Source organism: Kitasatospora sp. NPDC001225, from assembly GCF_053597855.1.
This window is the reverse complement of the sequence record NZ_JBSFJC010000015.1, coordinates 36,708-62,520: the sequence shown is the minus strand read 5'-3', so window position 1 is coordinate 62,520 and position 25,813 is coordinate 36,708. Positions and strand designations below refer to the sequence as shown.

Genomic DNA, 25,813 nt, shown 5'->3' with positions numbered 1-25,813 from the left:
CGGCCCCGACCGGGCCGAGGGCTCCGGATCGACGTGACCGGGGTCTCGATCGACGTCGTGCAGAAAATTGGAGTTGCGGAGTCGCATTCGATAGCGTTCCGAACGTGAGGCTGACCAAGAGCACCGACATCGCCCTGCGGATCGCCATGCGACTGGCCGTCCTGGGCGAGGGCGACAACCCGACCACCCGCGAGGTGGCCGCGTCCGTCGGCGTGCCGTACACCCACGCGGCGAAGGTGGTCAGCCGGCTGCAGCACCTGGGGGTGGTGGAGGCCCGGCGCGGTCGCGGCGGCGGGCTGATGCTCACCTTCGCCGGGCGGACCGGTTCGCTCGGACTGCTGCTGCGGGAGCTGGAGGGGGTCGGCGACGTGGTCGGCTGCGAGGACGACCCGCCCTGCCCGCTGCGGGCCGCGTGCCGGCTGCGCGGAGCGCTGCGGGGCGCCCAGGAGGCGTTCTTCGCCGCGCTCGACCACCTCTCCATCGACGACCTGGTGGCCTCCCCCACCGGGCCGGTCCTGCTCAGCCTCACCGCGAGACCCGCCGACACCGCCTGACCCGCCGGCGTCACCGGCACCGCCGGATCCACCGAGACTGCCGGACCCACCGAAACCGCCGGACCCACCGGCCGATCGGCCCACCGGGGCCACGCGCCTCTTTCACAGCCTTTAATGCGAATCTCAGATACCAGTTAGGAGCCCGACTGATGCTGTCCGCGAAGTCCACCGAGGTCATCGAGGCCACCCTGCCCGTCGTGGGCGCCGCCATCGGCGACATCACCCCGCGCTTCTACGACCGGCTGTTCGCCGCGCACCCGGAGCTGCTGCGCGACCTCTTCAACCGGGGCAACCAGGCCAACGGCACCCAGCGCGAGGCGCTGGCCGGCTCGATAGCCGCCTTCGCCACCGCCCTGATCGCCGACCCGGACCAGCGGCCGGACGCGATGCTCGCCCGCATCGCCCACAAGCACGTCTCGGTCGGCATCGACAGCAGCCAGTACAAGATCGTCCACGAGCACCTGTTCGCCGCCATCGTGGAGGTGCTCGGCGAGGCCGTCACCCCCGAGGTCGCCGCCGCCTGGGACGAGGTCTACTGGCTGATGGCCAACGCGCTGATCGCCGTCGAGGACCGGCTGCGCGCCGAGGCCGCCGCCGGCGGCGACCCGGCCGACCTGTGGCGCCCCTACACCGTGATCGCCCGCCACCAGGAGACCGAGGCCGTCACCAGCTACCTGGTCCGCCCCGCCGACGGCCGCCCCGTCCCGGCCTTCCGCCCCGGCCAGTACGTCTCGGTGCGCACCGAACTGGCCGACGGCGCCCGGCAGATCCGCCAGTACAGCCTCTCCGGCGGCGCCGACGGCGCCCTGCGCTTCAGCGTCAAGCGCGAGGACGGCGGCGAGGTCTCCGGCCACCTGCACGACCACCTGAAGGCCGGCGACCCCGTCGAACTGGCGCCCCCGCTGGGCGACATCGCCCTGGCCGACGGCGACGGCCCGGTGCTGCTCGCCTCCGCCGGCATCGGCAACACCCCGATGACCGCCATGCTCGACCACCTCGCCACCACCGGCTCCACCCGGCGGATCGTCTCCGTCCACGGCGACCGCGACCAGCTGAGCCACGCCTTCCGGGCCGAACTGGCACGGCTCACCGCCGACCTGCCGAACGCGGACTCGCACGTCTTCTACGAGCGGCCGCTCGGCGAGTGGCCGGCCGAGCGCACCGGCCTGGTGGACCTCTCCACCGTCGAGGTCCCGGCCGGCACCACCGCCTACCTCTGCGGGCCGCTCCCCTTCCTGCGCGCCGTCCGCGAGCAGCTGCTGACCGCGGGCGTCCCGGCGGCGGACATCCACTACGAGGTGTTCGGGCCGGACCTCTGGCTCGGCGCCTGAGGCCCTGAGGCCGTGAGGCCCTGAGTCCCGGAGGCTGACGTCCCCGGCCGAGGTCGTACGGCCGAAGTCCCACCGCGGCACCGGTCCGCTCGGTACGATCACGAGCGGTCCGGTGCCGTTCGGCTTCCGGCGTCCGGCAGTTCGGGCGGCCAGCGGGGGTCCGGTTCGGCAGAAGGGAGCCCGGATGCGGGTCGCGCTGTTCGCCACCTGCGTCAACGACGCGCTGTTCCCCGCCACCGCGGTGGCCACCGTCCGGCTGCTGGAACGGCTCGGCGTGACGGTGGACTTCCCCGCCGGGCAGACCTGCTGCGGGCAGCCGCAGTACAACACCGGCTACCGCAGGGGCTGCGAGCCGCTGGTCCGACGGACCGCGAAGGCCTTCGCCGGGTACGACCACGTGGTGACACCCTCGGGCTCCTGCGTGGCGATGGTCCGGGACAACTACCCCCGGATCGGCGCCAGGGCCGCCGCCGAGGGCCGGGGCACCGAACTCGCCGACCTGGCCACCGACCTGGTGCCCCGGGTGGTCGAGCTGACCGAGTTCCTGACCGACGTGCTCGGCGTCGAGGACGTCGGCGCGTACTTCCCGCACACCGTCACCTACCACCCCTCCTGCCACGGCCTGCGCCTGCTCGGCCTCGGCGGGCGCCCGCGCCGGCTGTTGGGCGCCGTCGAGGGCCTGGAGCTGGTCGAGCTGCCCGGGGCCGAGGAGTGCTGCGGCTTCGGCGGCACCTTCGCGGTCAAGAACGCGGCGGTCTCGGCGGCCATGGCCGAGGACAAGATCACCAACGCGCTCGGCACCGGCGCCCGCGTGCTCTGCGGCGCCGACAACTCCTGCCTGCTGCACCTCGGCGGCACCCTGCGCCGCCGGGGCGCGCCGCTGCGGCCGCTGCACCTGGCGGAGATCCTGGCCAGTACCGAGGAGCACCCCTGGAGGCCCGTGTGAGCGGTACGTTCCTCGGCATGCCCGCCTTCCCGCAGGCCGCCGCCAAGGCCGTGCGGGACGAGCGGCTGCGCGCCAACCTGCGGCACGCCACCGGCACCATCCGCGACAAGCGGGCCCGGGCGGTCGCCGAACTCGCCGACTGGGACCGGCTGCGCGCCGCCGGGAAGGCGATCAAGGACCACACGCTGCGCCACCTCGACCGCTACCTGGTGCAGTTGGAGGAGTCCGTCACGGCGGCCGGCGGCACCGTGCACTGGGCCGCCGACGCCGAGGAGGCCAACCGGATCGTCGCCGGACTGGTCAAGGCCACCGGGCGGACCGAGGTCGTCAAGGTCAAGTCGATGGCCACCCAGGAGATCGAGCTCAACGAGGCGCTGGCGGCCGAGGGGATCACCGCCTACGAGACCGATCTCGCCGAGCTGATCGTGCAGTTGGGCGACGACCGGCCCTCGCACATCCTGGTGCCGGCGATCCACCGCAACCGGGCGGAGATCCGGCAGGTCTTCGCCGAGCGGATGGCCTCCTGGGGCCGCCCGGCGCCCAGGGGCCTCACCGACTCGCCCGCCGAACTCGCCGAGGCCGCCCGGCTGCACCTGCGGGAGAAGTTCCTGCGCGCCGAAGTCGCCGTCTCCGGCGCCAACTTCATGGTCGCCGAGACCGGCACCCTGGTGGTGGTCGAGTCCGAGGGCAACGGCCGGATGTGCCTCACCCTGCCGCGCACGCTGATCTCGGTGGTCGGGATCGAGAAGGTCGTGCCGACCTGGCGGGACCTGGAGGTCTTCCTCCAGCTGCTCCCCCGCTCCTCCACCGCCGAGCGGATGAACCCGTACACCTCGCTCTGGACCGGGACGACGGAGGGCGACGGCCCGTCCGAGTTCCACCTGGTGCTGCTGGACAACGGCCGTACCACCGCGCTGGCCGACCAGGTCGGCCGCCAGGCGCTGCGCTGCATCCGCTGCTCGGCCTGCCTCAACGTCTGCCCGGTGTACGAGCGGGCCGGCGGGCACGCCTACGGCTCGGTCTACCCGGGGCCGATCGGCGCCATCCTGACGCCCCAACTGCGCGGCACCGCGAGCCCGGTGGACGCCTCGCTGCCGTACGCCTCCTCGCTCTGCGGGGCCTGCTACGAGGTCTGCCCGGTCGCGATCGACATCCCCGAGGTGCTGGTGCACCTGCGCGAGCGGGTCGCCGAGCAGGGCGGGCACCCGCTGGAGCGGGCCGCGATGGCCGCCGCCGGGTTCGTGCTGGACCACCCGGCGGCGCTCGCCGCCGCCGAGCGACTGGCCGGGCGCACCCGGTCGCTGCACCCGCGCCGGCTGCCCGGGCCGGGGCGGGCCTGGACCGACACCCGGGACCTGCCGGAGGTGCCGGCCGAACCGTTCCGCGACTGGTGGCGGAGGAACCGCACATGACCGCATCCGACCGGCACGAACGGCCTTCGAACTCCCGGGAGTTGGTGCTCGGCCGGATCCGGGCCGCCCTCGGCGACGCCGCCGGCGTGGCCGAACAGCCGCTGCCCCGCGACTACCTGACCGCGCACGTGCCGACGGACGACCCGGCGGCGGTGCTCGACCTGCTGCACCGCAACCTGGCCGACTACCGGGCCCTGGTGCACCGCTGCCACGAGGACGAACTGCCGCGCCGGATCGCCGGGTTGCTGGCGGAGCGGGGCAGCCGGACGGTCGTGGTGCCGGCCGGGCTGCCGGCCGACTGGCTCACCGCGGCCGAGGCCGAGGGGGTCGAACTCCTCCCGGACGACGGGACGCTGACCGCCGCCCGGCTCGACGCCGTGGACAGCGTGGTGACCGGCTGCGCGCTGGCCGTCGCCGAGACCGGGACGATCGTGCTGGACGCCGGACCGGGCCAGGGGCGACGGCTGCTCTCGCTCGTCCCCGACCACCACGTCTGCGTGGTGCGGGCCCCGGAGCAGGTCGTCGCCTCGGTGCCGCTCGCGCTGCCCCGGCTGGATCCGGTACGGCCGCAGACCTGGATCTCGGGGCCGTCCGCCACCAGCGACATCGAGCTGGACCGGGTGGAGGGGGTGCACGGGCCGCGCACCCTGGAGGTGCTGCTGGTCACCGCGGCGCCGGAGCCGGACGACGCCCGGCACGGCATCCGGGGCGGCACCGGGGGCGGCACCGTCACTCCGGCCTGAGCTCCAGGGTGCAGCACTTCGCCCCGCCGCCGCCCTTCAGCAGCTCCGAGACGTCCACCGGGACGGGCTGGTAGCCGTGCTCGGTCAGCCGGCCGGCCAGGTTCTTGGCGGCCTCCGGCAGCAGCACCCGGCGGCCGTCCGAGACCGCGTTGAGCCCGAACACCTCGGCGTCGGCCCGGTCGGCGAGGATCGCGTCCGGGTAGAGCGCGCGCAGCACCGAACGGCTGTCGGCGTCGAAGGCCTCCGGGTAGTACATGACGTGGTCGTCGGCGAGCACCGCCAGCGCGGTGTCCAGGTGGTAGAAGCGCGGGTCGACCAGGGTCAGGCTGACCACCGGGACGCCGAACAGCTCACCGGCCTCGGCGTGCGCGGCGCGCGAGGTGCGGAAGCCCGTCCCGGCGAGCACCCGGCGGCCCACCACCAGGTGGTCGCCCTCGCCCTCGTTGACGTGCCCGGCCCGGCGCACCTCGCGGTAGCCGCGCTCGCGGAACCAGGCCAGGTAGGCCTCCGACTCGGCGGCCCGCTCCGGGTAGCGGAAGGTGGCGACGAGGGCGCGGCCGTCCAGGACGGTGGCGCCGTTGGCGGCGTACACCATGTCGGGCAGGCCGGGCACCGGGTCGATCAGCTCGACGGTGTGGCCGAGCCGGCGGTACGTCCAGTAGAGCCGCTCCCACTGGCGCAGGGCGAGCGCGGTGTCGGTGGGCTGGGCGGGGTCCATCCACGGGTTGATCGCGTAGTCCACGGTGAAGTGCGTCGGCCGGCACATCAGGTAGCGCCGAGGCCGGGCGTGGCGCTCCGGGGTCTGCGTGAGCATGGCTCAACCATCCTTGGATCGCGGGGAGTTCGTCGCACGGAGTTCGGGGTTCACGGGGCCGAACACCTTCGTTCCCAAGGCGGCTGCCCCGACGGAACCGTTCGCACACCCGGGTGGGCGCTCCCGGCGGTCGCACGCCCCCGCGCACCCGGCGCAGGCACCGGCGCACCGACCCTCCGGCGTCGGCCGGAGGACCGCGCCACCGGCCACCGGCTACCGGCCAGCGGCAGGCCGTCCCGTACCGGCGGGCCGCCGGCTACCAGCGGACCGCGCCGAAGTCCACGGGCCTCGGCCGCAGCTCCCGGCACCGCTCGGCCAGCGACCGCAGCCGGCGGTCCGCCTCCTCGGCGGGCATCCGGCGCCGGTCGCCGTGGCCGGGCAGCAGCCACTCGAAGCGCAGCACGCCGAGGCCGCGCCGCAGCGAGGCGGCGAGCTCCTCGATCGAGTACCAGGTGACCGAATCCGCCACCTCGATGTCCCCGGTGGTGCGGGACCAGTACAGGCTGTCCCCGCTGAAGCAGTACCGCTCGTCCGCGAGGAAGAGCACGCTGCCCCGGGTGTGGCCGGGGAACGGGTGGGCGACCAGGCCGGGCGAGACCTCCGTCGGCGCGGTGCCGCGCAGCACCCGGTCGGCGTCGGGGGCGGCCGCCAGATCGCCCTCGTGGATCCAGAGCCGGGCGCCGAACCGGTCGGCGTACGCCCGTCCGTGCGCGGCGTGGTCGCGGTGCGTGAGCAGGACGTCGGTGACCGGGCCGAGCGCGGCGTACCGGGCGGCCAGGGCCTCGCTGTAGCGCGGCGTGTCGACCATCACCCAGCCGCTGGGACGGCGGCAGAGGTAGGAGTTGGCGCCCGCGGTCTGCCGGGAGTTGTGGCCGAGCAGCAGCAGGTCGTCGGCGAGGGCCAGCGGGAACGGGTCCCCGGCCCGGTCCAGCGGCCCGGTGCCCGGGCGGATGGAACGGGTCGGGCAGGCGTGGGCGGCGGCGAGCAGCTGCCGGCGCTCGGCCGCGTCGCGCGGCTGGCGGACCAGCACCGAGCGGCCCGCGTGCTCGCGGACCAGGTCGGGCGCGAGCTGCCGGGCGACGTCGCAGTTGGTGCACCGGTCGTCGATGGACCAGTTCTCGGGCGGGTCGGGGCGCGGGTCGGTGGTCATGGGTGCCTTCCCCCGGGAGGACGGCGGCCGGACCGGCCGCTCCCTTCGAGCATCCGCCGGGCCGGCCGGAAAGCGGAAGGGGGCGCGGATCTTGTGCTTTCCGGGGGCCGGCTCTCTGCGGGCGGGAGGGGCCCACGGGGGCACGTGGTCCATCTCACGTGCCGCCGGAGTCACCTACGGTGGCGTAGGTCACTTGATTGGGTGAACTATCTCTTTCATGCCGAATCTCCAGGAGACCCTTGACCTCGATTCGTATGCCGCCATCGGCGACAGCTTCACCGAGGGTCTGAACGACCCCGGCGTCGACGGCAGGTTCGCCGGCTGGGCCGACCGCCTCGCCGGGATCCTCGCCGACGGGCGCCCGCCGGGTGCCTTCCGCTACGCCAACCTCGCGGTGCGCGGCCGGCTGCTGGACCAGATCACCGCCGAGCAGGTGCCACAGGTCCAGCGCCTCCAGCCCGACCTGGTCACCTTCTGCGCGGGCGGCAACGACATCCTCCGACCGGGCGCCGACCCGGACGAGGTGGCCGAGCGCTTCGAGGCCGCCGTCGTCCAACTCACCGAAAGCGCCGGGACGGTGCTGATCTGCACCGGCTTCGACACCAAGGACGTGCCGCTGCTGAAGCACCTGCGCGGCAAGATCGCCACCTACAACGGGCACATGCGCGCCGTCGCCGACCGCAACGGCTGCAAGGTGGCCGACCTGTGGTCGCTGCGCGCGGTGCAGGACCGCCGCGCGTGGAGCGAGGACCGCCTGCACCTGTCCCCCGAGGGGCACCAGCGGGTCGCCCTGCTGGCCGCCCGCTCGCTGGGCCTGCGCACCGCGCAGGACCCGGAGGCCCCGTGGCCGGACGCCCAGGCGCTCACCCCCGCCGACCAGCGGCGGGAGAACATCCAGTGGGCCCGCGAGTACCTGCTGCCCTGGGTCGGCCGGCGCCTGCGCGGCGAGTCCTCGGGCGACCACGTCGAGCCCAAGCGGCCGGAGCTGCTCCCGCTCTGACGGTCCGTCAGGCCGCTCGCCCGGGCCGGGCGGCCGCGTTCAGACGGCTCCGCCGGGTGCCGCGACCCGGGAGGTCCGCAGCACCCGGTGGAGCACCCCGGCGCAGCCCGCGCCGACCAGGTACCAGAGCAGGTCCGGCGGGTTGAAGGTCGAGCCCAGCACCAGCCGGGCCAGGGTGCTGTGCCGCCCCCAGGCGTCCGGCAGTCCGGTCAGCTGGAACAGCTCCACGGCCCAGCTGAGCGCGGCGGCCACGGCGGCGGCCCGGCCGGGGCGCAGCCTCGGCGCGGCCAGCACGAGCAGGGCGTACAGGAGGACGGTGTAGAGCGCGTCCCCGGCGCACTTGGCGAAGTCCCCGCCGAACACGGCCCGCACACCCAGCCCGGCCGCCACGGTCAGCACCGCCGCCGACGCGGCCGCCAGGCGCGTGCGCCGAAGCGCCCGGGAACCGCTCCCCCCGAGATCGTTCACCCGCCCCACGCTACCCCGCACCCCACGGGCTCCGCCCCGGCCCCGCGCCCCACGCACGCCCCGCCGCCCCCGCACCACCCCCGCGACCCGCAAGCGGACCCTCCCCTCCCGGAACCACCGCGCCACCCCGTACGTCACTCCCCCCGATGAAACGTCCGCGCAGGTCGCGGGCGGGGCGAGGACCGGAAGGGACGGGCGGGGACAGTGGCGCACGTGGGTGGGGCCGAGGCGGCCGGGTCGGGGTCGGCGGCGGGGCGGGACGAGCGGACCCGGCGCGGGTTCGCGGTGGCCGGGTTCGCCCCGGCGCAGGACGGGCGGGCGCGGGAGCGCGGCAAGGAGCTGCGGACCCGGGTGCCCCGGGAGCGGCACGCGGAGTTCGCGCCCGCACCCGACCGGCCGACGGCCGTGACCGCGCTGGAGGCCTCCAACGCCGGCCGAATAGCCCGGCTGGTGCCGATCCGGGTCGGCCGGATGGCCGCCGGCCCGTTCGCGTTCCTGCGCGGCTCGGCCGGGCTGATGGCCGCCGACCTCGCGGGCACCCCGGTGACCGGGGTGGGCGCGCAGCTCTGCGGGGACGCGCACGCCGCGAACTTCGGCCTGTACGGCGACGCGCGCGGCCAGATCGTGCTGGACATCAACGACTTCGACGAGACCGTCCCCGGCCCCTGGGAGTGGGACCTCAAGCGGCTCGCCGCCAGCCTGGTGCTGGCCGCCCGGGAGGCCGGGGCGAGCGAGACCACCGCGCGCGAGGCCGCCCAGCACGTGGCGGGCTCCTACCGCCGGACGGTGCGCACGCTCGCCAAGCTGCCCGGGCTGGACGCCTGGAACGCGATCGCGGACGAGCAGCTGGTCTCCTTCGCCGAGGCGCACGACCTCGCCGAGGTGCTGCGCAAGGTCGGCGCGAAGGCGCTCGGCAACACCAGCGCCCGGTTCGCCGCCCGCAGCACCGCCCGTACCGCGGACGGCGGTTGGCGGTTCACGGCCGCTCCCCCGGTGCTCACCGAGGTGACCGACGCGACCGCCCGCGCCGTCGCGCACGCGCTCGGCCCGTACGTCGAGACGGTTCCGGCCGAGGTCCGCACCCTGCTGTCCCGCTACCGGGTGCAGGACGTGGCGTTCCGGGTGGTGGGCACCGGCAGCGTCGGCACCCGCTCGTACGTGGTGCTGCTCACCGACCACCGGGACCAGCCGCTGGTGCTGCAGGTGAAGGAGGCCCGCCCGTCCGCGCTGCTGCCGTACCTGCCGGCCGGGCCGCGGCCCGCGGCGGACGGGCACGAGGGCCGCCGGGTGGTGCTCGGCCAGAAGCACATGCAGGTGGTCAGCGACACCCTGCTGGGCTGGACCACGGTCGACGGACTCCCGTACCAGGTACGGCAGTTCCGCAACCGCAAGGGCAGTGTCGACCCGGCGGCGCTGCTGCCGGGCCAGCTGGACGACTACGCCCGGATCACCGGCGCCCTGCTGGCCCGGGCGCACTCGCACACCGCCGACCCGGGCCTGCTGGCCGGGTACTGCGGCAAGAGCGAGGCGCTGGACGAGGCCGTCGCCGCCTTCGCGGTGGCCTACGCCGACCGCACCGAGGCCGACCACGCCGACCTGCTGACGGCGGTGCGCAACGGGCGGCTGCCCGTCGAGCACGGCGTCTGACCGATCCGCCGCCTGCCCCGCCCGGCGTCCGCCTCACTCGACGGCAGCGGCCCGGCGGCTCAGCGGGCCAGGAACGGCGCCACCGCGGCGACGAACCCGGCGGGCCGGGCACCGTGCACCAGGTGCCCGGCCTCGACGGTGACCAGGCGGCAGTCCGGGATCAGCCGGGCGAGTTCGGCGATCCGCTCCTGCGGGACGTGGCTGGCCGGGCCGCCGGCGACGGCCAGGGTGCGGGCGGTGATCCCGGCCAGCCCCTCCCTCCAGGCCGGGTCGGGGTCGTCGAGCTGGGCCTTGACCGCCCGGACCGCCGCCCAGTCGAAGTGCACGTCCGGGTCCGGGTCCTCGGGCGGCGCGCTCGCCGGGCGCGGGTACAGCGCGGGGATCTCCTCCAGGACCAGCCGGTCGATCCGCTCCGGCGCGGCCTGGGCGAGCAGGTAGGCGACGGCGCCGCCCATCGAGTGGCCGACCAGGTCGACGCGGGCGAGTCCGAGGGCGTCGAGGAAGGCCAGCACGTCGTCCCGCATCGCCTCCAGCGCGTAGGCGGCGGTGCGGGCGCTGTCGCCGTGGCCGCGCAGGTCGAGCGCGTACACGTGGTGGCCGGGGGCGAGCTCCGGCAGGACGGTGTCCCAGTCGGCGGCGCGCTCGCCGAGGGCGTGCAGCAGCACCAGCGGCGGGCCGCCGGGCCGTCCGCTCTCACGGTAGGCGAGCGTCACCTCGGGCAGGTCCACGGTCCGGGTCCGTACGTCGGTCATGCCCGCCACGGTACGCGCCGACCACCGCCTAACGGACCGGTGTTCGCCCTCGGCTCACCGCGACCGGTCCGCCGTCGTGCTGCTCGCGGGCCGTGGCGCGGCCGGCGAACACCGAGGCCAGGACGGCGAGTCCGGCCACCGCGGCGCACACCACGCTCGCCGTCAGGTAGGCGGAGCGGTGCCCGCCACCGCCGACGGTCTCCCGCAGGTAGACCCCGGACAGGGCCGAGACCGCGACGGCCGCCGCGATCCGCTGGGCCATCTGCAGGATCGCCCCGCTCACGCCCGCCGCCTCGGCGGGCGCGTGGCGCAGCACGTACGCCTGGTTGGTGGAGCCCATCAGGCCCACCGAGGCGCCGCCGAGCAGTTGCAGCAGCGCCAGCAGCCAGGGCAGCACGGCGGCGGGCGCCCAGTGCGCGAGCAGTCCGCTGAGCAGCATGGCGAGCGCGGAGCCGACCATCCCGACGGTGACGGTGCGTCGGCCGTAGCGCTGGACGACCCGCCAGGCGAGCGCGGAGGCCACGCCCATGGCCACGGCGGAGGGCAGCGCGACCAGCGCGGCGCCCATCGGGGAGAGGCCGAGGCCGTCCTGGAGGAACATGGTCAGGACCAGCGAGGCGGCGAGCGAGGAGCCGAACTGGGCCATCGCGGTGGCCGTCCCGAGCGCGTACGGCGCGGAGCGGGTGAGGGCCGGGTGGATCAGCGGGTGGCCGCCGGACCGGGCGTAGCGCCGCTGCCACCAGGCGAGCGCGCCGAGCAGCAGCAGGGCGGCGGCCGCGAAGGCGAGCCAGCCGGTCCAGCCGGGCGGCCGGACGAAGGGCAGCATCAGGGCCAGGGTGAGCGCCCCGACCAGCAGCAGGCCGAGGACGTCGAGGTCGGCGTTCCGGGCGCTGGGGCGGGGCTTCGGCAGGTGGCGGGCCGCCAGGGCGACGGTGGCCAGGCCGAAGGGGACGTTGAGCAGGAAGGTCAGCCGCCAGCCGTGCTCGGGGCCGGCCAGGGCCAGCACCGCGCCGCCGATCGGCGGGCCGAGCGTGAAGGCGAGGCCGCCGGTGACGGCGTACATGCCGAGGGCGCGGGCCCGCAACTGGCCGTCGAAGACGTCCTGGAGGGTGCCGATCATCTGGGAGTTGACCAGGCCGGCGCCCACGCCCTGGAGCAGCCGGGCGGCGATCAGCACCCCGGGCTCGGTGGCGGTCGCGGAGACCAGGCTGACCAGGGTGAACAGGGCGAGGCCGGTGACGAAGAACCACTTGCGGCCCTTGACGTCGCCCAGCCGCCCGCCGGGGATCAGCGCGAGGCCGAAGGCGAGCGAGTAGCCGGCCACGATCCACTGGAGGTCGGCGGGCCCGGCGTGCAGGGTCTCGCGCAGGGCGGGGATGGAGGTGTTGAGGACGGACTGGTCGAGCAGCGTGGTGAAGCCGCCCGCGACGCAGACCAGCAGCACCCGGCGCCCGGCGGCGTCGAAGCGCTCCTTGGGTCCCCCGGGCTTCCCGGGTTCCTGGGGCGCCCCGCCGTTCCCGGGGCTCTCCTCGGGCTCCTTCGCTATCGGCCCGGTGGCGGCGCTCACGGCTCGACCACCACCAGTGCGTACCGGGCCTCGCCCGGGCCGAGGCTGCGGAAGCGGCTGGTGCTGCCGACGTAGCGCAGGCAGTCGCCGGGGCCGAGCGGCTGCGGCTCACCGTCCACGGTCAGCTCCAGGTTCCCCTCCAGCAGCCAGAGGTGGTGCTCCCGGCCGGGCGTGCAGGCGCGGTCGTAGGCGATGTCCGCGCCGGCCGGCAGCCGGCCCTCGATGATCTCCGCGCGCAGCGAGCCGTGCGGCGGCGAGACCGACCGGCGGACGAACCCGGTCGTCCCGTCCCGCCACACCTGCTGCTCCCCGGCCCGCACCAGCCGGGCCGGACCGGACTCCACCTCGGCGAGCAGCCGGGACATGGTCCGCCCGTACACGGCGCAGAGCCGCCCGAGCAGCGCGGCCGTCGGACTGACCTCCGCCCGCTCCACCCGGGACAGCGTCGACCGGCTGACGTCCGCCAGCCGTGCCAACTCCTCCAAGGTCCACCCGCGTTCCAGCCTCAGCTCGGCGAGTCGTTGTGCCAGCCGCTCGTCGGCGGCCGCGTCGATTCCCATATTCGCGATGCTATCCCGGATATGAGATCCACTCACCGGGGTCGGCCCCGGGGCCCGGGTCGTCGGAAGCCTTCGGGCGGCAGCCCCGCCCCGGCGCACGCGGCGCCCCGAGCCGGGGCGAGGTGCGTGCGGACGCCGGGGCGGGGCGTGGCGTGCGCGCGGACGCCGGGCGGGGTGCGCGCCCGGCCGTCGGGCGGCGGCTTGACGGGACCTCGGCTTCCAGGAGGGGCGCTGATCATATGATGTGCGGCGAATCGTGGCCGGTCGGCGGCCCGTAAGGCGAGGGGGACCAGCGTGTTCGGCATCATCAGACCGTGTAGGCATCGATTGTCCGAGCGCCTGCAGACCTCCTGGATGGCCCACCTGTGCGGGCTCTGCCTCGCGCTGCGGGACGACCACGGACAGCTCGCCCGGACGGCGACCAACTACGACGGTCTGATCATCTCCGTCCTGGTCGAGGCCCAGGCCGCCCGGGAGGACTCCTCCTGGCGCCGCACCGCCGGACCGTGCCCGCTGCGCGGCATGCGGACCGCCTCCGTCGCCAAGGGCGAGGGCGCCCGGCTCGCCGCCGCCGTCTCGCTGGCGCTCGCCTCGGTCAAGATCCGCGACCACGTCGAGGACCGCGACGGCGTCTTCGCCCGCCGCCCGGTCGCCGCCGGAGCCCGTGCCGTCACCCGGCGCTGGGACCGGCAGAGCGCGGGCAGCGCCTCGGCCGTCGGCTTCGACACCGCCGTACTGCTCGACGCCGCCTCCCGGCAGGGCGAGTTGGAGCGCTCGCTGCGCCCCGGCGGCTCCGTCCTGCTGGTCACCGAGCCCACCGAGACCGCCACCTCGGCCGCCTTCGCCCACACCGCCGTGATCGCCGGGCGCCCCGGCAACGCCGCCCCGCTCGCCGAGGCCGGGCGGCTGTTCGGCCGGCTCGCCCACCTCCTCGACGCCGCCGAGGACCAGGCCGCCGACGCGGCCTCGGGCGCCTGGAACCCGCTGACCGCCACCGGCACCGACCGCGCCGAGGCCGAACGGCTCTGCCGCGACGCCGTCCACGGCATCCGGCTCGCGCTGCGCGAGGTCGACCTGACCGACCGCACCCTCGTGCACGTCCTGCTCGGACACGAGACCGACCGCGCGGTGGAACGGGTCTTCGGGCGCGCCCAGCACACGGCGAGCTGCCGCCGCCCGGACACCGCGGGCGCCACTGCGGGCACCACCACGGGCGAGCACCCGCACCAGGCGCCGCCACAGCAGACGCCCCCGGGCCAGACGCCGATCCCGCCGTGGGTGCCGCAGGGCCCGGGCTTCACCCCGCCCGGCCAGAAGCCGCCGAACCCCCGCAGCCTGCTCGCCGGGTGCGCGATGTGGGCCCTGATGGCCTGCACCTGCCAGCTGCTCTGCTGCGACCACGAGGACCCGTTCAGCCGCGAGCGCCGCGAGGGCTTCTGCCAGCGCCACGACTGCTGCGACTGCGGCGACCCCGGCTGCGGCGACTGCTGCAACTGCTGTGACGGGGACTGCTGCGACGGGTGCGACTGCTGCGACGGCTGCTGCTGCGACTGCGGCTGCAGCTGACCGGTCAGCCCGCCGGCTCCGCGCCGGCCCTCCCGTCCTGACCGGACCGGCCGGCCTGACCGCCCTGAGCGGACCGACCGGCCGCCACCGGCCCGGGGTGCCCCCGCAGCACCCCGGGCCGGTCCGCGTTCCGGTCCTGCCCGGCCTCGCCCCGCCGCCAGAGCGGCAGGACCTCGACCGGCGGGACCACCGCAGGCAGCACCGTCACCGGGCCCGGCTCGGCGCACTCAGGCATCGCGCCGCGCCGTCTTCCGGTCCACCGCCAGCGAGTCCTCCAGCCGCGCCAGCAGCTGCCGGAACCGCTCGGTGTCCTGCTCCGTCATCCGCCCCTCGGGCAACGCCCCCGGCCGCTCGGCCGTTCTCTCGTCCATGCACCCGAGGCTAGGCGGTGTCGATCAATGGGCGATAAACGCGCGTTCGAGCGAAAAGCACTCGCCCGGTGCGGTTCGGCCCGGAACGCTCGCATCCGACGACGCCCCACCAGCACCACCCGGTACCACCCGGTGCCACAACTCACCTGCTCCACAGCCCTGGTGACGGCCGCGGGCCGGACGGTCGGCATCCGCGCCGGGGCCGCCGGCTACCGGGCCGGCGGCGCGTCCAGCAGCAGCCGGGCGGCCTCCCTGGCGTCGGCGGCGGCCGTCGGATCCCCGTGGACGGCCGCGCTGGTGATCGCCCCCTCGGCCAGCAGGGTCAGGTGGACGGCGGTGGCGGGCGGGGCTCCGGCGGCCTCGACCAGGCCCGCGAGGTAGCCGCCGAACTCCTCCTTGTGGTGCCGGGCGGCGGCCACCACCGCGGGGCTGACGGCACCGAGTTCACCGAGCGAGTTGACGAAGGCGCAGCCCCGGAAGCCGGGTTCGGCGAACCACCGGCCGAGCCAGTCGAAGACCGCGAGCAGCTGCTCCCTCGGGGAGCCTCCGGTGCGTGAGACGTACACGGCGAGGTTCGCCCGCCAGCGGCCGTCGCGGCGCAGCAGGTAGGCCTCGACGAGCTCGCCCTTGGACGGGAAGTGCTGGTACAGGCGGCGCATGGTCACGCCGGAGGCGGCCCGGACGGCGTCCATGCCGACCGACTGGACGCCCTGCCCGTAGAACAGCTCCTCGGCCGCGTCGAGGATCCGGGTCCGTGGGTCTTCCTGCTCCATCTGCCGTGCCCTTTGCGTGAGAACGATGATTCTCCTACTGTAGCCACTACAGCGAGAACGATCGTTCTCACCGACGGAACGCCCATTCCGAGGAGCATCCATGCCCGAGACCGGCACCGAGCAGCGCCCGCCCCTGCCCCCGTTCACCGAGGAGACCGCCCACCGGAAGGTCCGGGCCGCCGAGGACGCCTGGAACACCCGCGACCCCCGACGGGTCGCCCTCGCCTACACACCGGACAGCCACTGGCGCAACCGCTCCGAGTTCCTCACCGGCCGCGACCGGATCGCCGACTTCCTCACCCGCAAGTGGCAGCGCGAGCTGGACTACCGCCTGATCAAGGAGCTCTGGGCGTACGGCGGGGACCGCATCGCGGTCCGCTTCGCCTACGAATGGCACGACGGCGACGGCCACTGGTACCGCTCCTACGGCAACGAGAACTGGGAGTTCGACCGGAACGGCCTGATGGCCCAGCGGCACGCCTCGATCAACGACCTGCCGATCACCGCCGCGGAACGGCTGTTCCACTGGCCGCTCGGCCGCCGCCCCGACGACCACCCGGGCCTCACCGACCTCGGCCTCTGAACCGGCACCCCGCGCGGGCCACGGCGCGGGCCCGTCCTGTTCCACGGCTGTGACACGGCCCGCATCCGCTGCTGACCCCGCCCCGCGAAGCTCCTCGTCGAGGTCGAAGTCGACTTCGACACCGTCGTCCGCGACCTGGCCTGGTCCCCGACGGCAGGACCATCGCGGTCCGCACCCCGGACGGCATCAGCACCCTGCCCGCCGACGGCTCGGCCGCGCCGACCCAGGTGTCCACCGTCAAGGGCCTGCTCTCCTACCGGCCCTGATGGCCGCTCTGGCCGAGCGGCGGCCACCGGTACAGGACCGGGACGCCGTTACCGGAACCTGATCGTTTCGACGGCCGGCCGAGACCCGATCCACACGGGAGCCTGACATCCCGTGCCTACGGTGCCGTGCATGCCAAAGACACCCGGAACACCGACCACCGACCGCGCCATGCCCCGCAGGCTCGCCGCCGTGGGCGCCCTCCTGCTGAGTGCGACCACGGCGGCGGTGCTGCTGCCGAACACGGCCCTCGCCGCGGAGCGGGAGACCGTCACCACGCACGCCGGCGCCACGACCGCGCAGGAACGCGGCCGGATCGACACCTACTGGACGCCCGACCGGATGAAGCTGGCGGGCGCCCTGGTCCCCGAGATCACGCCCCTGCCCGAGGACGACAACACGCCGGACGACCCGCGGCCGCTGCCCGCGGACACCCCGGACCCCGGCGCCGTGTGGACCCACGGCGGAGCGGTGGACCGGAGCGTCGGCCGGCTCTTCTTCACCTTCTCCGACGGCTACGACGGCAGTTGCACCGCGACCGTCGTCAACAGCGCCAACCGCAGCACCCTCCTCACGGCGGCGCACTGCCTGCGGGGCGTCGGGGCCCCCGCGACCGCCGACACCTGGAACCACAACCTCTACTTCGTGCCCGGCTACCGCAACGGGACCAAGCCGCTCGGCGGCTTCAGCATCAGGACCATGGCCACCTCCTCCCGCTGGGACGCCGATCGTGGCGGGACGACCTCGAACGACGTCGCCGTGGCCGGCTACGACACCGGGGTCCTGGTGGCGAACCCCTCGACCGGGGGGCGGCGGATCGCCGACGTCACCGGTGCCCAGCGGATCGCCTTCACCCCGCCCGCCGAGGGCGAGTTCGTCCACGCCTTCGGCTATCCCAAGGACCGGCTGAACAACCCCGCCGCCACGTACTCCGGCTCGCGCATGATCCACTGCGCCGGACCGGCCCGCCCCGGCCCCCAGGCCCCGGTCCTGTGGGGCGAGTCCTGCGACATGTCGCACGGGGCCAGCGGCGGCCCCCACTTCGCCCGGTTCGACCCGGCCACCGGGACCGGCACCCTCGTCGGCGTCACCACCACCTCCGAGGAGCTCGCGGGCGGCCCGGTCAACACGCTGTACGCCACCCGCCTCGGGGACAGCGCCCACCGGCTCTACGACTGGGCGCAGACCCGGGCGCTCTGACCCTCCGGCCCACGCCCCGGCCCGGCCGGCACCTCCCGCCGGCCGGGCCACCGGGCCACGAGGGCTACGAGGGCTACGAAAGCCGGGAGGGCCGCCAGCGCTACGAGGGCTTCGCCAACTCGGCGCGCAGCTCGGCCAGGTGCTCGTCCGCCGACTCGTGCGGCAGGAACTCGACCACGTCGAGGAAGCGGAACAGCACCTGAGCCCCGGTGACGGCGTACTCGTAGTCGCCGAACCCGACCACCGCGCCCGTGCCACCGCGCACCGCACCCCGGACGGCGGCCGAGGTCAGCTCGTCGGCCGGATCCCCCGAACCCGCCGTGCCCGCCGCGCCCGCCCGCCGCCGGGCGTTGGGGCGGGCCAGGTACGGGCAGACCATGGCGGCGTACAGCATGCAGGCCCGGTGGCCGGGCCCTCCATGGTGGGCGCGAGGTTGCGGTACGGCTGCCCGGCCGCGAGCGCCCCGGCGATCGCCGCGCTCTCGGCGGCGCCGACCACCCGCCACACCGGTCCGCGCTCCATGAACCGCCCGCACACCGAGCACGTGCGCTCCAGCGCGCACTCGGCGCTGCGCCCGTAGTCGGTCACCGCGAACTGCGGCAGGCCGTCCTGCCAGGGCGTGATCGCCGGTACGGGTTGCCCCGCCCGTCCCGGGGCCGCGCCCCCACACCGTCCGGCACCGGCACTCGTTCGAATCGCCCGCCCCCATCGATACCAGGGGCGGGCGCCACGGGTCGACCCCGGTACGGGAGCGGTGGCGGATGTCTAGCCTTCCGGCGTCGTCTCCTGAGCGAGCATCACCTTCCGCAGCAGGTCCGCCAGTGTGCGCCGCTCCTCCTCGGACAGCACGCCCAGCAGCCGCTGCTCCTCCCGGCCCACCACGTCCAGGGCCTTGCGCCAGGCGGCGCGCCCGGCCTCGGTCAGGACGATGTCGACCTTCCGGCGGTCCTCCGTGGACGGCGTGCGCAGGACGAAGCCGCGCCGCTCCAGGGTCTCCAGCCGGCCGGTGACCGAGGCCGGGGCGAGGTTGAGGTCGGCCCGCAGGTCGGAGGGGGCGGCGTGGCCGCCGCGGCCGGCGAGCACGTGCAGGGTGTCGAACTCGTGCTTGTGCAGGCCGTAGTCGGCGACGCCCTGTTCGCGGACCCGGCCGAGGTGGCGGGTGAGCCGCCACATCCGGGTGACGGAGGCCTCGATGACCGGGTCGAGGTCGGGCAGCACCGGTTGCCAGCGGTCGACGTGACCGTCCGTCCAGTCGCGGGGCTCCGTCCGGTCGTGGGGCCCCGTCCGGCCGCGGGGCGGAGTGTGCTGTTCGGAAGGGTGCTCGGCCATGGGAAGGAGTCTACAAACCGCCACAGAAACGACGGCGTCAAAATATTCGTTGCCGAAATTTCGGCGCCGAAATACAGTGCGGCGCGTGACAGCACACCCCTTGAGCCTGAGCGGCTTCCGCCTGCTCTTCATCGGCCGGACGGTCTCCACGCTCGGCGACGCCGTCGTCCCGGCCGCGCTCGCCATCGCCATCACCCGCGCCACCGGCTCGGCCGCCGCGCTCGCCCTGGTCCTGGGCTGCGCGATGGTGCCGAAGCTGCTCCTCCTGCCGGTCGGCGGAGTGGTCGGGGACCGCTTCGATCCCCGCCTGGTCGCCCTCGGCACCGACCTCGTCCGGGCCCTCGCCCAGCTGCTCGTCGGCCTGGAACTGCTCGACGGACACCCCCGCCTGCCGCACGTCGCGGCCGCCTCGGCCGTCGGCGGCATCGCCTCCGCCTTCGCCATGCCCACCGCCTCGCCGCTGGTCGCGGCCACCGTCCGCGGCGAGCTGCGGCTGCGGGCCAACGCCCTGCTCGGCACCGCGACCGGCGCCGCCCGGCTCGGCGGCCCGGCGCTCGCCGGACTGCTGGTGTACACCGCCGGACCGGGCTGGGCGTTCGTCCTGGACGGCGCCTCCTTCGTCCTGAGCGCCGCCCTGCTCGCCCGGCTCCGCGTCGACCGCGCGACCGGCGACCCCGCACCCGACGACCCCGCACCCGACGACACCGTGCCCGACGCCCCGCGCTCGCTGCGCCGGGACCTCGCCGAGGGCTGGAGCGAGGTGCGCTCCCGGGACTGGTACTGGACCAGCCTGATCGCCCACGGGGTGTGGAACGGCGCGAGCGCCGTGCTGCTCACCCTCGGCCCGCTGATCGCCGCCACCCGGCTCGGCGGGGACGGCGCCTGGGTGGCGCTGACCCAGGCGGGCGCCGTGGGCCTGCTGGTCGGCTCGCTGGTCGCCGGCCGGCTGCGGCCCCGCCGCCCGGTGCTGGCCGGCAACCTCGCCCTCGCGCTGTACGGGCTGCCGCTGCTCGCGCTCGCCCTCCCCGCCCCGGCGCCGGTCGCGGTGGCCGCGCAGGCGGTGGCGATGGCCGGGCTGGGCTTCCTCAACCCGCTCTGGGAGACGGTGGTCCAGCAGGACTTCCCGCCGGGGACGCTGGCCCGGGTCACCTCGTACGACTGGCTGCTCTCGCTGGCCGCCGCCCCGCTCGGCTACGTCCTGGCCCCGCTGGCCGCCGGGGCCTGGGGCGACCGGGTGCCGCTGCTGGCGGCGGCGGGGCTGGTGACGGCGGTCTGCGCGGGCACGGCGGCGGTGCCCGGCGTCCGGCGGCACGGCGCCCGGCGGACGCCCGCGCCCGAGCCCGGGCCGCCGACCGAACGGCCACCGGCCCGGGCTCGGGATCAGGCGCGGGCGCGGACCCGAACCGGGGTCAGGGCCTGATCGCCGCGGGTCAGTTCCAGATGCCGGTGATGTCGGCGGCGGAGGCCGCGTTGCCCGCGTGGCCGGTGGTGCCGGCCAGGTCCTCCAGGGTGCGCAGCACGTTGTAGTGGTTGTAGGTGGTGGCACTGCTGCTGCCGGGCGTCACGTGGGCGCCGTAGACCAGGGTCGGGATGCGGTTGCCGGACAGCTTGTTGTCCTCGTCGAAGGTGACGACCAGCAGGCTGTTGTGGGTCTGCGCCCAGGTGGCGTAGGCGCCCAGGTTGTTCTTGATCCAGGTGTCGCCGGTGCCGACCGAGCAGTCGTGCATGTCGCTGCAGAGGTTCGGCACCACGAAGGAGACGTTCGGCAGGGTGCTGTAGTCGGTCGGGAACTGGGCGAAGGTCTTCGCCGAGCTGACCGGGACGTTGCCGAAGCCGAACCACGGGTTGTGCTTCTGGGCGTAGCTGCCGCTGCTGCAGACGGTGCTGCCCTGGCTGGGCAGGGACTCGTTGTAGCTGCCCCAGGTCTTGCCGGCGGCGATGACCTCGGAGGCCAGGTTGGCCGCCTGGAAGCCGCCGACCGTCACACAGCTGTCGTCGACGGTGCCCTGGGTGGAGCCGGAGAACAGCGCGTAGTAGTTCGGCTCGCTCGGGTGGGTGATGCCGAAGGACTGGGTGAGGTTGGCGCCGCCCGCCTTCAGGGTGTTGTTGAGGTACGGGGCGCTGCTGCTGCCGATGACCTGGGTGTAGGCGTGGTTCTCCATCACCACGACGACGATGTGGTCGGGCGTGGGCAGCGCGGCGGCCTGGGCGGTGGGGGCGGTGGCCGCCCAGAGGCCGGCGGAGGCGGCGAGCAGGGCGACGGCGGAGCCGATCGCGGTCGCGGTGCGGCGGGAGCGGGGGTTCAGGGGCTTTATGGACGAAGTCATGACAATTCCTCGGCTAGGAGACGGCCCGGCGGGCAGCAGGACGCCGCCCCGGCCCCGCCGGCCCGGCCGGGGCGTGGGGAAGCTCCGTGGTCGGTGAGGGGAGGGCCGGCGCGGCGGGCGCACCGGAGTGCGCGGAAGCGCCCGAACAGCATGGGGCCCCCGGGGTGACGCGGGCAGACGACGGCAGGTGAAACCTTGGCCCCGGAGCGGGAAACGAACGGTGCCACCGCCCCGACGCGCCGAAACCGCCACTGACAACGCGAAATGCGGGCGAACCGGTTCACATTGCCAGCAACCGCCCGGTCCGGTGATAGTGATCTTCGAACGGCGCGGTCCGACGCCGCGTCAGCTCACGAGAGAACCGAGGAACATGGCGAAGACCAGCCTTCTGCGTCCGCTCGCGGTGGCCGCCGCCGGCGCCGTCCTGGTGGCGACCGGTGCCCTGCCCGCCGCGGCAGCCGGCCAGGACACCACCGACCCGACCGCCCCCGACCTCGCCGGTGTGCGCACCGCCCTCCAGGCCACCACCGCGGCCGGCGCCCCGGGCGCCTTCGCGGTGATCAGCGACCACGGCGCCGTCGACCGGACCCGCTCGGTGAACGTCGGCCTGGCCGACCTGGACGGGACCCCGATGAACTCCTCGTGGAGGTTCCGGGTCGGCAGCAACAGCAAGATGTTCGCCGCCGTTCTCGTGATGCAGCTGGCGCAGGAGGGCCGGATCGACCTCGACCGGCCGCTGCGCGAGTACCTGCCCGCGGACACCCTGCCGGAGAGCTGGACCATGACGGGCCGCCAGGTGATGGAGCACCGGGCCGGCGTCTACGACCACACCAACGACCTGCTGGAGCAGGCCGGCGAGGAGACCACCAGCGCGTTCGAGGCGCGCATCCGCAGCACCGTGTACGACCCGCGCGCGCTGGTCGCGATGTCGGTCAGGCACGGCCTGCAGTCGACCCCCGGCAGCCGCTACTCCTACTCCAACACCGACTACGTGCTGATGGGCCTGGCCGTCGAGCACCTCACCGGCCAGACCTTCCCGGAGGTGCTGAACGAGCGGATCATCCAGCCGCTCGGCCTGCACAAGACCTCCTTCGTGGTGCCCGACCAGGGCATCACCGGCACCCACGTCACCGGCTACCTCACCAACGACGACCGCACCAAGCCGCTGCTGGACTCCACCGCGCAGACCGGCTCCTGGGTGTGGGCCGCCGGGGCCGTCATCTCCGACGCCGGGGACCTCGACCGCTTCCTCACCGCGCTGATGGCCGGCGGCAAGGGCGGGCTCGTCTCGGACGCCTCGCTCCAGCAGATGACCGCCGCCCTGCCCACGCCCACCGCGAAGATCGCCTACGGTCTGGGCCTGCGCCGCATCTCGCTCTCCTGCGGGGACGTGTACGGCCACGGCGGCATCGTGCAGGGCTTCAACACCCAGTCCTTCACGACCCCGGACGGGCGGCGCAGCGTGGTGGTCTTCGCCAACGCCTCCAACAACGGCGCGGTGACGCAGGGCCTGATGAACACCCTGGAGCCGGCCTTCTGCGGCAAGCAGCCCACCGTCGCCCCGCGGACGGCCTTCGCGCCGGCCTCGGCCCCGGTCGGCTCGGCCCCGGTCGACACGCTGCCGGTGGTGGAGGACACCCGGATCTGACACCGGCCGTACGGCCCTCGCCCGCTCCCTCGCCCGCTCCCGCCTCCGGCCCGCTCCGGTCCGGCCGGGGGCGGGCGCTCGGCGTGACGGGACGCGGCCTCCGGAGGGCACCCGGTCAGTGCCGGACACCGCCCCCGGAGGGCACCGGTCAGTGCCGGGCGCCCGCCGCCCGGGGGCCCTCCGCGCTCAGGTCGGTGAGCGCCTCGGTGAGCAGTTCGCGGGCCTCCTCGGCGCGGCCCTGCTCGATCAGCGCGGTGCCCAGCTCGGTCAGCGTCTTGGTCATGCTGTCCGGGCGGCCCACCGCCTCGAAGTGCACCAGGGCCTGCCGGTAGGCCTTCTCGGCGGCCGGCCAGCGCTTCAGTGCCGCGCGGTCCAGGCCCAGTTCGTGCGCGGTCATGGCCGCCAGCAGGTGGATCAGCGGCGAGGACCAGCGCTCCACCAGCTCCAGCGCCCCGGCCAGGGCCCGCCGGCGCGACTCCACCGCCTCCTCCGCCCGGCCGGACTCCCGCAGGCAGTTGGCGGCGCCCCGCAGGGTGACCAGCCGGCCGATCATCGCGGAGCGGTTGGCCACCTCGGCGAAGGCGTCCGCCGCCCGGTGGAAGGCGTCGGTCGCCTCGCGGTGCCGCTGGAGGTAGCGCAGGCCCGAGGCCAGGTAGGTCAGCGCCCAGCCCTGCTGCTCCCGGTCGCCCACCGCGCGGGCCAGCTCCAGCCCCTCGGTGGCCAGTTCGATGCCGCGCTGGTAGCGGTGCAGGCAGGTGACGTACGTCCAGGCCAGGTAGTTGACGTGCACCGCCTCGACCCGCTCGTCCCCGATCGCGCGGGCGGCGTCCGCCGAGAGCTGGAACACCTCGGCCCAGATGCCCCAGCTCAGCAGCCGGTCGGAGAACCAGTGCATCGCCTCGGCGGTGTCCACCACCTCCCGGTGGCGGCCGGCCCGCTGGGCCTGCTGCAGGGCGGCCAGCCACTCCGGGTGCTCGTACTCCAGCCAGGCGGCCGCCTCGGTGAGGTGCGCGGGGGCGGTGCCGCCGGTGCCGGTCGCGTCCGTGGCGTGGTCGGGGTCGAACCGCAGGCCGTACTCGGCCGCCCGGCCGAGGATCCAGCGGCCGGCCCGGGTGCGGGCCTCGGCCAGCTCCTGGCCCGTCTCGTCGGCGGCCAGCCGCTCGCCGGCGTAGAGCCGCACCAGGTCGTGCAGGCGGTAGCGGTCCGGGGTGGCGGCCTGCATCAGTCCGGCGTCGACGAGCTGTTCCAGCACCAGTTCGGTGCGGGCCGCCGACCGGCCCGCGTAGGCCGCGGCGATCTCCGCGGTGAAGTCCTGGCCGGCGGTCAACGCGCAGCGGCGGAGGACGAGTTGGGACTCGGCGGGCAGTCGCCGGTAGGACAGCTCGAAGGCCGGGCGGACGGCCAGGTCGCCGGTCTCCAGCAGGTCCAGCCGGTTCTCCTCGGCGGCGAGCTGGCGCACCAGGTGGGCGACCGGCTGCTGCGGGCGGGCGACCAGGCGCTGCCCGGCGATCCGCAGCGCGAGCGGCAGGTAGCCGCAGAGCCTGGCCAGCTCAGCGGTGGCGTCGGGGGCGGCCTCGATCCGCTCGCGGCCGGCGATCCGGGCCAGCAGCCCGGCCGCCTCGGCCGGGGCCAGCACGTCCAGGCTCAGCCGGTGCACCGACTCCAGTCCGGGCAGCACGTTGCGGCTGGTCACGATGGTCACGGCCGGGCCGGAGCCGGGCAGCAGCGGGCGCACCTGGCTCTCGTCGGCGGCGTTGTCCAGCACCAGCACGAGCCGCCGCTCGCGGACCAGCGCCCGGTAGAGGCCGGCCCGCTCCTCCGTCCCCGCGGGCACCGCGGCGTCGGCGACGCCCAGGGCGCGCAGCACCTGGCCGAGCGCGTCCCGGGCGGGCAGCGGCTGCGGGGACATGCCGCCGAGGTCGAGGGAGAGCTGGCCGTCCGGGAAGCGCCCGGCCAGGGCGTGGGCGGCGTGCAGCGCGAAGGAGGTCTTGCCGAGGCCGGGCTGACCGCTGACCAGCACCACGCGCGGGTGGGCCGGGCGCTCGTCCTCGGCCAGGCGGGCGAGCAGGGCGAGGGCGTCCTCGCGGGCGGTGAAGTCGGCGATGTCGCGGGGCAGCGCGAGGGCGCTCTGGCCGAGCTCGGCGGGGATCGCGGGCGGGGCGTCGTCGCGGGCGTCGGCTGCGCGGGCGGTGGAGTCGGCGGAGGCTTCGCGCGCGGCGGGCCGGCCGGGCCGGGCCCGGCCACCGGCGGGCGTCGGGGCCGGCCGCGCCCCGCGCGGGCGTCCGGACTGCGCGGCCCGGTCCAGCAGGTCCGCCTGCGCGCCGTCCAGCCCGAGCGCCTCGGCCAGGGCCCGTACGGTGCGCCGCTGCGGTCCGCGGGTGCGGCCGCGTTCCATGTCCCCGAGGGCGCGCAGGCTGACCCCGGCCGCCGCGGCGAGCTCCTCCTGGGTCAGGCCCGCCGCCACCCGGTGCCCGGCCAGCAGGCGGCTGAACTCGTTCGCGTCCGTGTCCGTGCCGCCCCCGGCCGCCATGCCCCGCCCCCACTCGCTCGGTCCTGCGCAGTTCCGCACTTCTGCCTGGAGTCGTCTCCGGCGGTTCGCTGCGGTGCGCTCCAGGCAGAAGTATGCCCCGGCGGACAGGTTCCACCTATTCCGCCCTCTCCCGGGGCATCCGCCCAGGTCAGGAGGGACGGGTACGGGCGGGGCGGCGGGGCGGGGGCGGTTCCGCGAGGGGCGGGACGCCGGTAGTTCCGCCTGTGGTTCCGCTGGTCGAACAGCGGATTCCCGCCACCGGCGGCCGGCCGCGGTCC

Annotated in this window: 25 protein-coding genes; 13 read left to right on the top strand and 12 right to left on the bottom strand. The window is 75.3% G+C overall.

The genetic code is table 11. The features are described from left to right. Nucleotides 1-104 precede the first annotated feature (104 nt). The 5 genes from ACWDCZ_RS07710 to ACWDCZ_RS07690 all read left to right on the top strand — a co-directional run bounded on the left by ACWDCZ_RS07710 (nt 105) and on the right by ACWDCZ_RS07690 (nt 4,986). A complete protein-coding gene (locus ACWDCZ_RS07710; RefSeq protein WP_049652449.1) occupies nt 105-554 on the top strand; it encodes an RrF2 family transcriptional regulator in 450 nt (149 codons plus the stop codon). Between the two features lie 149 nt (nt 555-703). Next, entirely contained in the window at nt 704-1,885 is a 1,182-nt protein-coding gene (locus ACWDCZ_RS07705; protein ID WP_049652452.1) for a globin domain-containing protein, read from the top strand. A gap of 184 nt (nt 1,886-2,069) precedes the next feature. Then, nucleotides 2,070-2,831 (top strand): (Fe-S)-binding protein, encoded by a 762-nt coding sequence (locus ACWDCZ_RS07700; RefSeq protein WP_449815485.1) that lies wholly within the window; start codon nt 2,070-2,072, stop codon nt 2,829-2,831. Next, a complete protein-coding gene (locus ACWDCZ_RS07695; RefSeq protein ID WP_449815484.1) occupies nt 2,828-4,243 on the top strand; it encodes a lactate utilization protein B in 1,416 nt (471 codons plus the stop codon). The genes ACWDCZ_RS07700 and ACWDCZ_RS07695 overlap by 4 nt, the downstream gene beginning before the upstream one ends. Next, nucleotides 4,240-4,986 (top strand): LutC/YkgG family protein, encoded by a 747-nt coding sequence (locus ACWDCZ_RS07690; RefSeq protein WP_449815483.1) that lies wholly within the window; start codon nt 4,240-4,242, stop codon nt 4,984-4,986. Before ACWDCZ_RS07695 ends, ACWDCZ_RS07690 begins: the two co-directional genes overlap by 4 nt. On the opposite strand, the gene ddaH is transcribed toward ACWDCZ_RS07690, so the two are convergent. After that, nucleotides 4,973-5,800, bottom strand: coding sequence for a dimethylargininase (gene ddaH, locus ACWDCZ_RS07685; RefSeq protein ID WP_049652461.1), 828 nt, complete (start codon nt 5,798-5,800; stop codon nt 4,973-4,975). The two genes, ACWDCZ_RS07690 and ddaH, sit on opposite strands and share 14 nt — an antisense overlap. A 256-nt stretch (nt 5,801-6,056) precedes the next feature. Continuing rightward, nucleotides 6,057-6,950, bottom strand: a complete 894-nt coding sequence (locus tag ACWDCZ_RS07680) for a 4Fe-4S domain-containing protein (protein WP_449815482.1) — start codon at nt 6,948-6,950, stop codon at nt 6,057-6,059. 217 nt (nt 6,951-7,167) lie between these two features. Here ACWDCZ_RS07680 and ACWDCZ_RS07675 point away from each other — a divergent pair, with 217 nt between their 5' ends. Further along, nucleotides 7,168-7,950: an SGNH/GDSL hydrolase family protein gene (locus ACWDCZ_RS07675; RefSeq protein WP_449815481.1), complete on the top strand. Its 783-nt coding sequence runs from the start codon at nt 7,168-7,170 to the stop codon at nt 7,948-7,950. A 39-nt stretch (nt 7,951-7,989) separates the two neighbouring features. On the opposite strand, the gene ACWDCZ_RS07670 is transcribed toward ACWDCZ_RS07675, so the two are convergent. Next, nucleotides 7,990-8,418: a ribosomal maturation YjgA family protein gene (locus ACWDCZ_RS07670; RefSeq protein WP_049652467.1), complete on the bottom strand. Its 429-nt coding sequence runs from the start codon at nt 8,416-8,418 to the stop codon at nt 7,990-7,992. A gap of 213 nt (nt 8,419-8,631) precedes the next feature. On the opposite strand from ACWDCZ_RS07670, the gene ACWDCZ_RS07665 reads away from it, so the two are divergent. Continuing rightward, complete coding sequence (locus tag ACWDCZ_RS07665; RefSeq protein WP_198959471.1) at nt 8,632-10,065, top strand: DUF2252 domain-containing protein; 1,434 nt, start codon at nt 8,632-8,634, stop codon at nt 10,063-10,065. A 59-nt stretch (nt 10,066-10,124) separates the two neighbouring features. Here ACWDCZ_RS07665 and ACWDCZ_RS07660 read toward each other — a convergent pair whose 3' ends face one another. From ACWDCZ_RS07660 to ACWDCZ_RS07650, 3 genes are read right to left on the bottom strand one after another with little or no spacing between them, the layout of a single operon-like run. Beyond that, nucleotides 10,125-10,817, bottom strand: a complete 693-nt coding sequence (locus ACWDCZ_RS07660) for an alpha/beta fold hydrolase (protein WP_375873721.1) — start codon at nt 10,815-10,817, stop codon at nt 10,125-10,127. A gap of 28 nt (nt 10,818-10,845) precedes the next feature. Next, nucleotides 10,846-12,384: an MFS transporter gene (locus tag ACWDCZ_RS07655; protein WP_449815480.1), complete on the bottom strand. Its 1,539-nt coding sequence runs from the start codon at nt 12,382-12,384 to the stop codon at nt 10,846-10,848. Beyond that, nucleotides 12,381-12,944, bottom strand: a complete 564-nt coding sequence (locus tag ACWDCZ_RS07650; protein WP_049659259.1) for a helix-turn-helix domain-containing protein — start codon at nt 12,942-12,944, stop codon at nt 12,381-12,383. The genes ACWDCZ_RS07655 and ACWDCZ_RS07650 overlap by 4 nt, the downstream gene beginning before the upstream one ends. A gap of 294 nt (nt 12,945-13,238) precedes the next feature. Here ACWDCZ_RS07650 and ACWDCZ_RS07645 point away from each other — a divergent pair, with 294 nt between their 5' ends. Further along, complete coding sequence (locus ACWDCZ_RS07645) at nt 13,239-14,510, top strand: DUF5685 family protein (protein ID WP_449815479.1); 1,272 nt, start codon at nt 13,239-13,241, stop codon at nt 14,508-14,510. 227 nt (nt 14,511-14,737) lie between these two features. Here the strand turns inward: ACWDCZ_RS07645 and ACWDCZ_RS07640 are convergent, their stop codons facing one another. Both ACWDCZ_RS07640 and ACWDCZ_RS07635 read right to left on the bottom strand, forming a co-directional pair. Continuing rightward, nucleotides 14,738-14,881 carry a hypothetical protein gene (locus ACWDCZ_RS07640; RefSeq protein ID WP_158077759.1) on the bottom strand — a complete coding sequence of 48 codons (144 nt, stop codon included), beginning with the start codon at nt 14,879-14,881 and terminating at the stop codon, nt 14,738-14,740. Between the two features lie 209 nt (nt 14,882-15,090). Then, nucleotides 15,091-15,654 (bottom strand): TetR/AcrR family transcriptional regulator, encoded by a 564-nt coding sequence (locus ACWDCZ_RS07635; protein ID WP_416873775.1) that lies wholly within the window; start codon nt 15,652-15,654, stop codon nt 15,091-15,093. 100 nt (nt 15,655-15,754) lie between these two features. Between ACWDCZ_RS07635 and ACWDCZ_RS07630 the strand changes: the two genes are divergently transcribed. Then, nucleotides 15,755-16,237: a nuclear transport factor 2 family protein gene (locus ACWDCZ_RS07630; protein WP_449815478.1), complete on the top strand. Its 483-nt coding sequence runs from the start codon at nt 15,755-15,757 to the stop codon at nt 16,235-16,237. A 396-nt stretch (nt 16,238-16,633) separates the two neighbouring features. Then, the gene (locus ACWDCZ_RS07625; RefSeq protein ID WP_449815477.1) at nt 16,634-17,701 is read left to right on the top strand and encodes a trypsin-like serine peptidase; all 1,068 of its coding nucleotides are present in this window, start codon (nt 16,634-16,636) and stop codon (nt 17,699-17,701) included. Nucleotides 17,702-17,801: 100 nt separating this feature from the next. On the opposite strand, the gene ACWDCZ_RS07620 is transcribed toward ACWDCZ_RS07625, so the two are convergent. Beyond that, a complete protein-coding gene (locus tag ACWDCZ_RS07620) occupies nt 17,802-18,095 on the bottom strand; it encodes a hypothetical protein (RefSeq protein WP_449815476.1) in 294 nt (97 codons plus the stop codon). Nucleotides 18,096-18,104: 9 nt separating this feature from the next. Between ACWDCZ_RS07620 and ACWDCZ_RS07615 the strand changes: the two genes are divergently transcribed. Further along, complete coding sequence (locus ACWDCZ_RS07615) at nt 18,105-18,281, top strand: hypothetical protein (RefSeq protein ID WP_449815475.1); 177 nt, start codon at nt 18,105-18,107, stop codon at nt 18,279-18,281. 185 nt (nt 18,282-18,466) lie between these two features. On the opposite strand, the gene ACWDCZ_RS07610 is transcribed toward ACWDCZ_RS07615, so the two are convergent. Further along, nucleotides 18,467-19,030 (bottom strand): MarR family winged helix-turn-helix transcriptional regulator, encoded by a 564-nt coding sequence (locus ACWDCZ_RS07610; RefSeq protein WP_079272614.1) that lies wholly within the window; start codon nt 19,028-19,030, stop codon nt 18,467-18,469. A gap of 85 nt (nt 19,031-19,115) precedes the next feature. Between ACWDCZ_RS07610 and ACWDCZ_RS07605 the strand changes: the two genes are divergently transcribed. Beyond that, entirely contained in the window at nt 19,116-20,450 is a 1,335-nt protein-coding gene (locus tag ACWDCZ_RS07605) for an MFS transporter (protein WP_449815474.1), read from the top strand. A 10-nt stretch (nt 20,451-20,460) separates the two neighbouring features. Here the strand turns inward: ACWDCZ_RS07605 and ACWDCZ_RS07600 are convergent, their stop codons facing one another. Further along, complete coding sequence (locus tag ACWDCZ_RS07600) at nt 20,461-21,357, bottom strand: alkaline phosphatase family protein (protein WP_449815473.1); 897 nt, start codon at nt 21,355-21,357, stop codon at nt 20,461-20,463. 370 nt (nt 21,358-21,727) lie between these two features. Between ACWDCZ_RS07600 and ACWDCZ_RS07595 the strand changes: the two genes are divergently transcribed. Beyond that, nucleotides 21,728-23,005 carry a serine hydrolase domain-containing protein gene (locus ACWDCZ_RS07595; RefSeq protein WP_049658957.1) on the top strand — a complete coding sequence of 426 codons (1,278 nt, stop codon included), beginning with the start codon at nt 21,728-21,730 and terminating at the stop codon, nt 23,003-23,005. Nucleotides 23,006-23,153: 148 nt separating this feature from the next. Here ACWDCZ_RS07595 and ACWDCZ_RS07590 read toward each other — a convergent pair whose 3' ends face one another. Then, nucleotides 23,154-25,535 (bottom strand): ATP-binding protein, encoded by a 2,382-nt coding sequence (locus ACWDCZ_RS07590; protein WP_449815472.1) that lies wholly within the window; start codon nt 25,533-25,535, stop codon nt 23,154-23,156. Nucleotides 25,536-25,813: the final 278 nt, after the last annotated feature.

Bases quoted from the DNA above. Each gene is read 5' to 3' on its own strand.
- ACWDCZ_RS07705 (WP_049652452.1), top strand. From the start codon at position 704: ATGCTGTCCGCGAAGTCCACCGAGGTCATCGAGGCCACCCTGCCCGTC.
- ACWDCZ_RS07700 (WP_449815485.1), top strand. From the start codon at position 2,070: ATGCGGGTCGCGCTGTTCGCCACCTGCGTCAACGACGCGCTGTTCCCC.
- ACWDCZ_RS07690 (WP_449815483.1), top strand. From the start codon at position 4,240: ATGACCGCATCCGACCGGCACGAACGGCCTTCGAACTCCCGGGAGTTG.
- ddaH (WP_049652461.1), bottom strand. From the start codon at position 5,800: ATGCTCACGCAGACCCCGGAGCGCCACGCCCGGCCTCGGCGCTACCTG.
- ACWDCZ_RS07680 (WP_449815482.1), bottom strand. From the start codon at position 6,950: ATGACCACCGACCCGCGCCCCGACCCGCCCGAGAACTGGTCCATCGAC.
- ACWDCZ_RS07675 (WP_449815481.1), top strand. From the start codon at position 7,168: ATGCCGAATCTCCAGGAGACCCTTGACCTCGATTCGTATGCCGCCATC.
- ACWDCZ_RS07660 (WP_375873721.1), bottom strand. From the start codon at position 10,817: ATGACCGACGTACGGACCCGGACCGTGGACCTGCCCGAGGTGACGCTC.
- ACWDCZ_RS07650 (WP_049659259.1), bottom strand. From the start codon at position 12,944: ATGGGAATCGACGCGGCCGCCGACGAGCGGCTGGCACAACGACTCGCC.
- ACWDCZ_RS07640 (WP_158077759.1), bottom strand. From the start codon at position 14,881: ATGGACGAGAGAACGGCCGAGCGGCCGGGGGCGTTGCCCGAGGGGCGG.
- ACWDCZ_RS07635 (WP_416873775.1), bottom strand. From the start codon at position 15,654: ATGGAGCAGGAAGACCCACGGACCCGGATCCTCGACGCGGCCGAGGAG.
- ACWDCZ_RS07630 (WP_449815478.1), top strand. From the start codon at position 15,755: ATGCCCGAGACCGGCACCGAGCAGCGCCCGCCCCTGCCCCCGTTCACC.
- ACWDCZ_RS07625 (WP_449815477.1), top strand. From the start codon at position 16,634: ATGCCAAAGACACCCGGAACACCGACCACCGACCGCGCCATGCCCCGC.
- ACWDCZ_RS07620 (WP_449815476.1), bottom strand. From the start codon at position 18,095: ATGCTGTACGCCGCCATGGTCTGCCCGTACCTGGCCCGCCCCAACGCC.
- ACWDCZ_RS07610 (WP_079272614.1), bottom strand. From the start codon at position 19,030: ATGGCCGAGCACCCTTCCGAACAGCACACTCCGCCCCGCGGCCGGACG.
- ACWDCZ_RS07600 (WP_449815473.1), bottom strand. From the start codon at position 21,357: ATGACTTCGTCCATAAAGCCCCTGAACCCCCGCTCCCGCCGCACCGCG.
- ACWDCZ_RS07595 (WP_049658957.1), top strand. From the start codon at position 21,728: ATGGCGAAGACCAGCCTTCTGCGTCCGCTCGCGGTGGCCGCCGCCGGC.
- ACWDCZ_RS07590 (WP_449815472.1), bottom strand. From the start codon at position 25,535: ATGGCGGCCGGGGGCGGCACGGACACGGACGCGAACGAGTTCAGCCGC.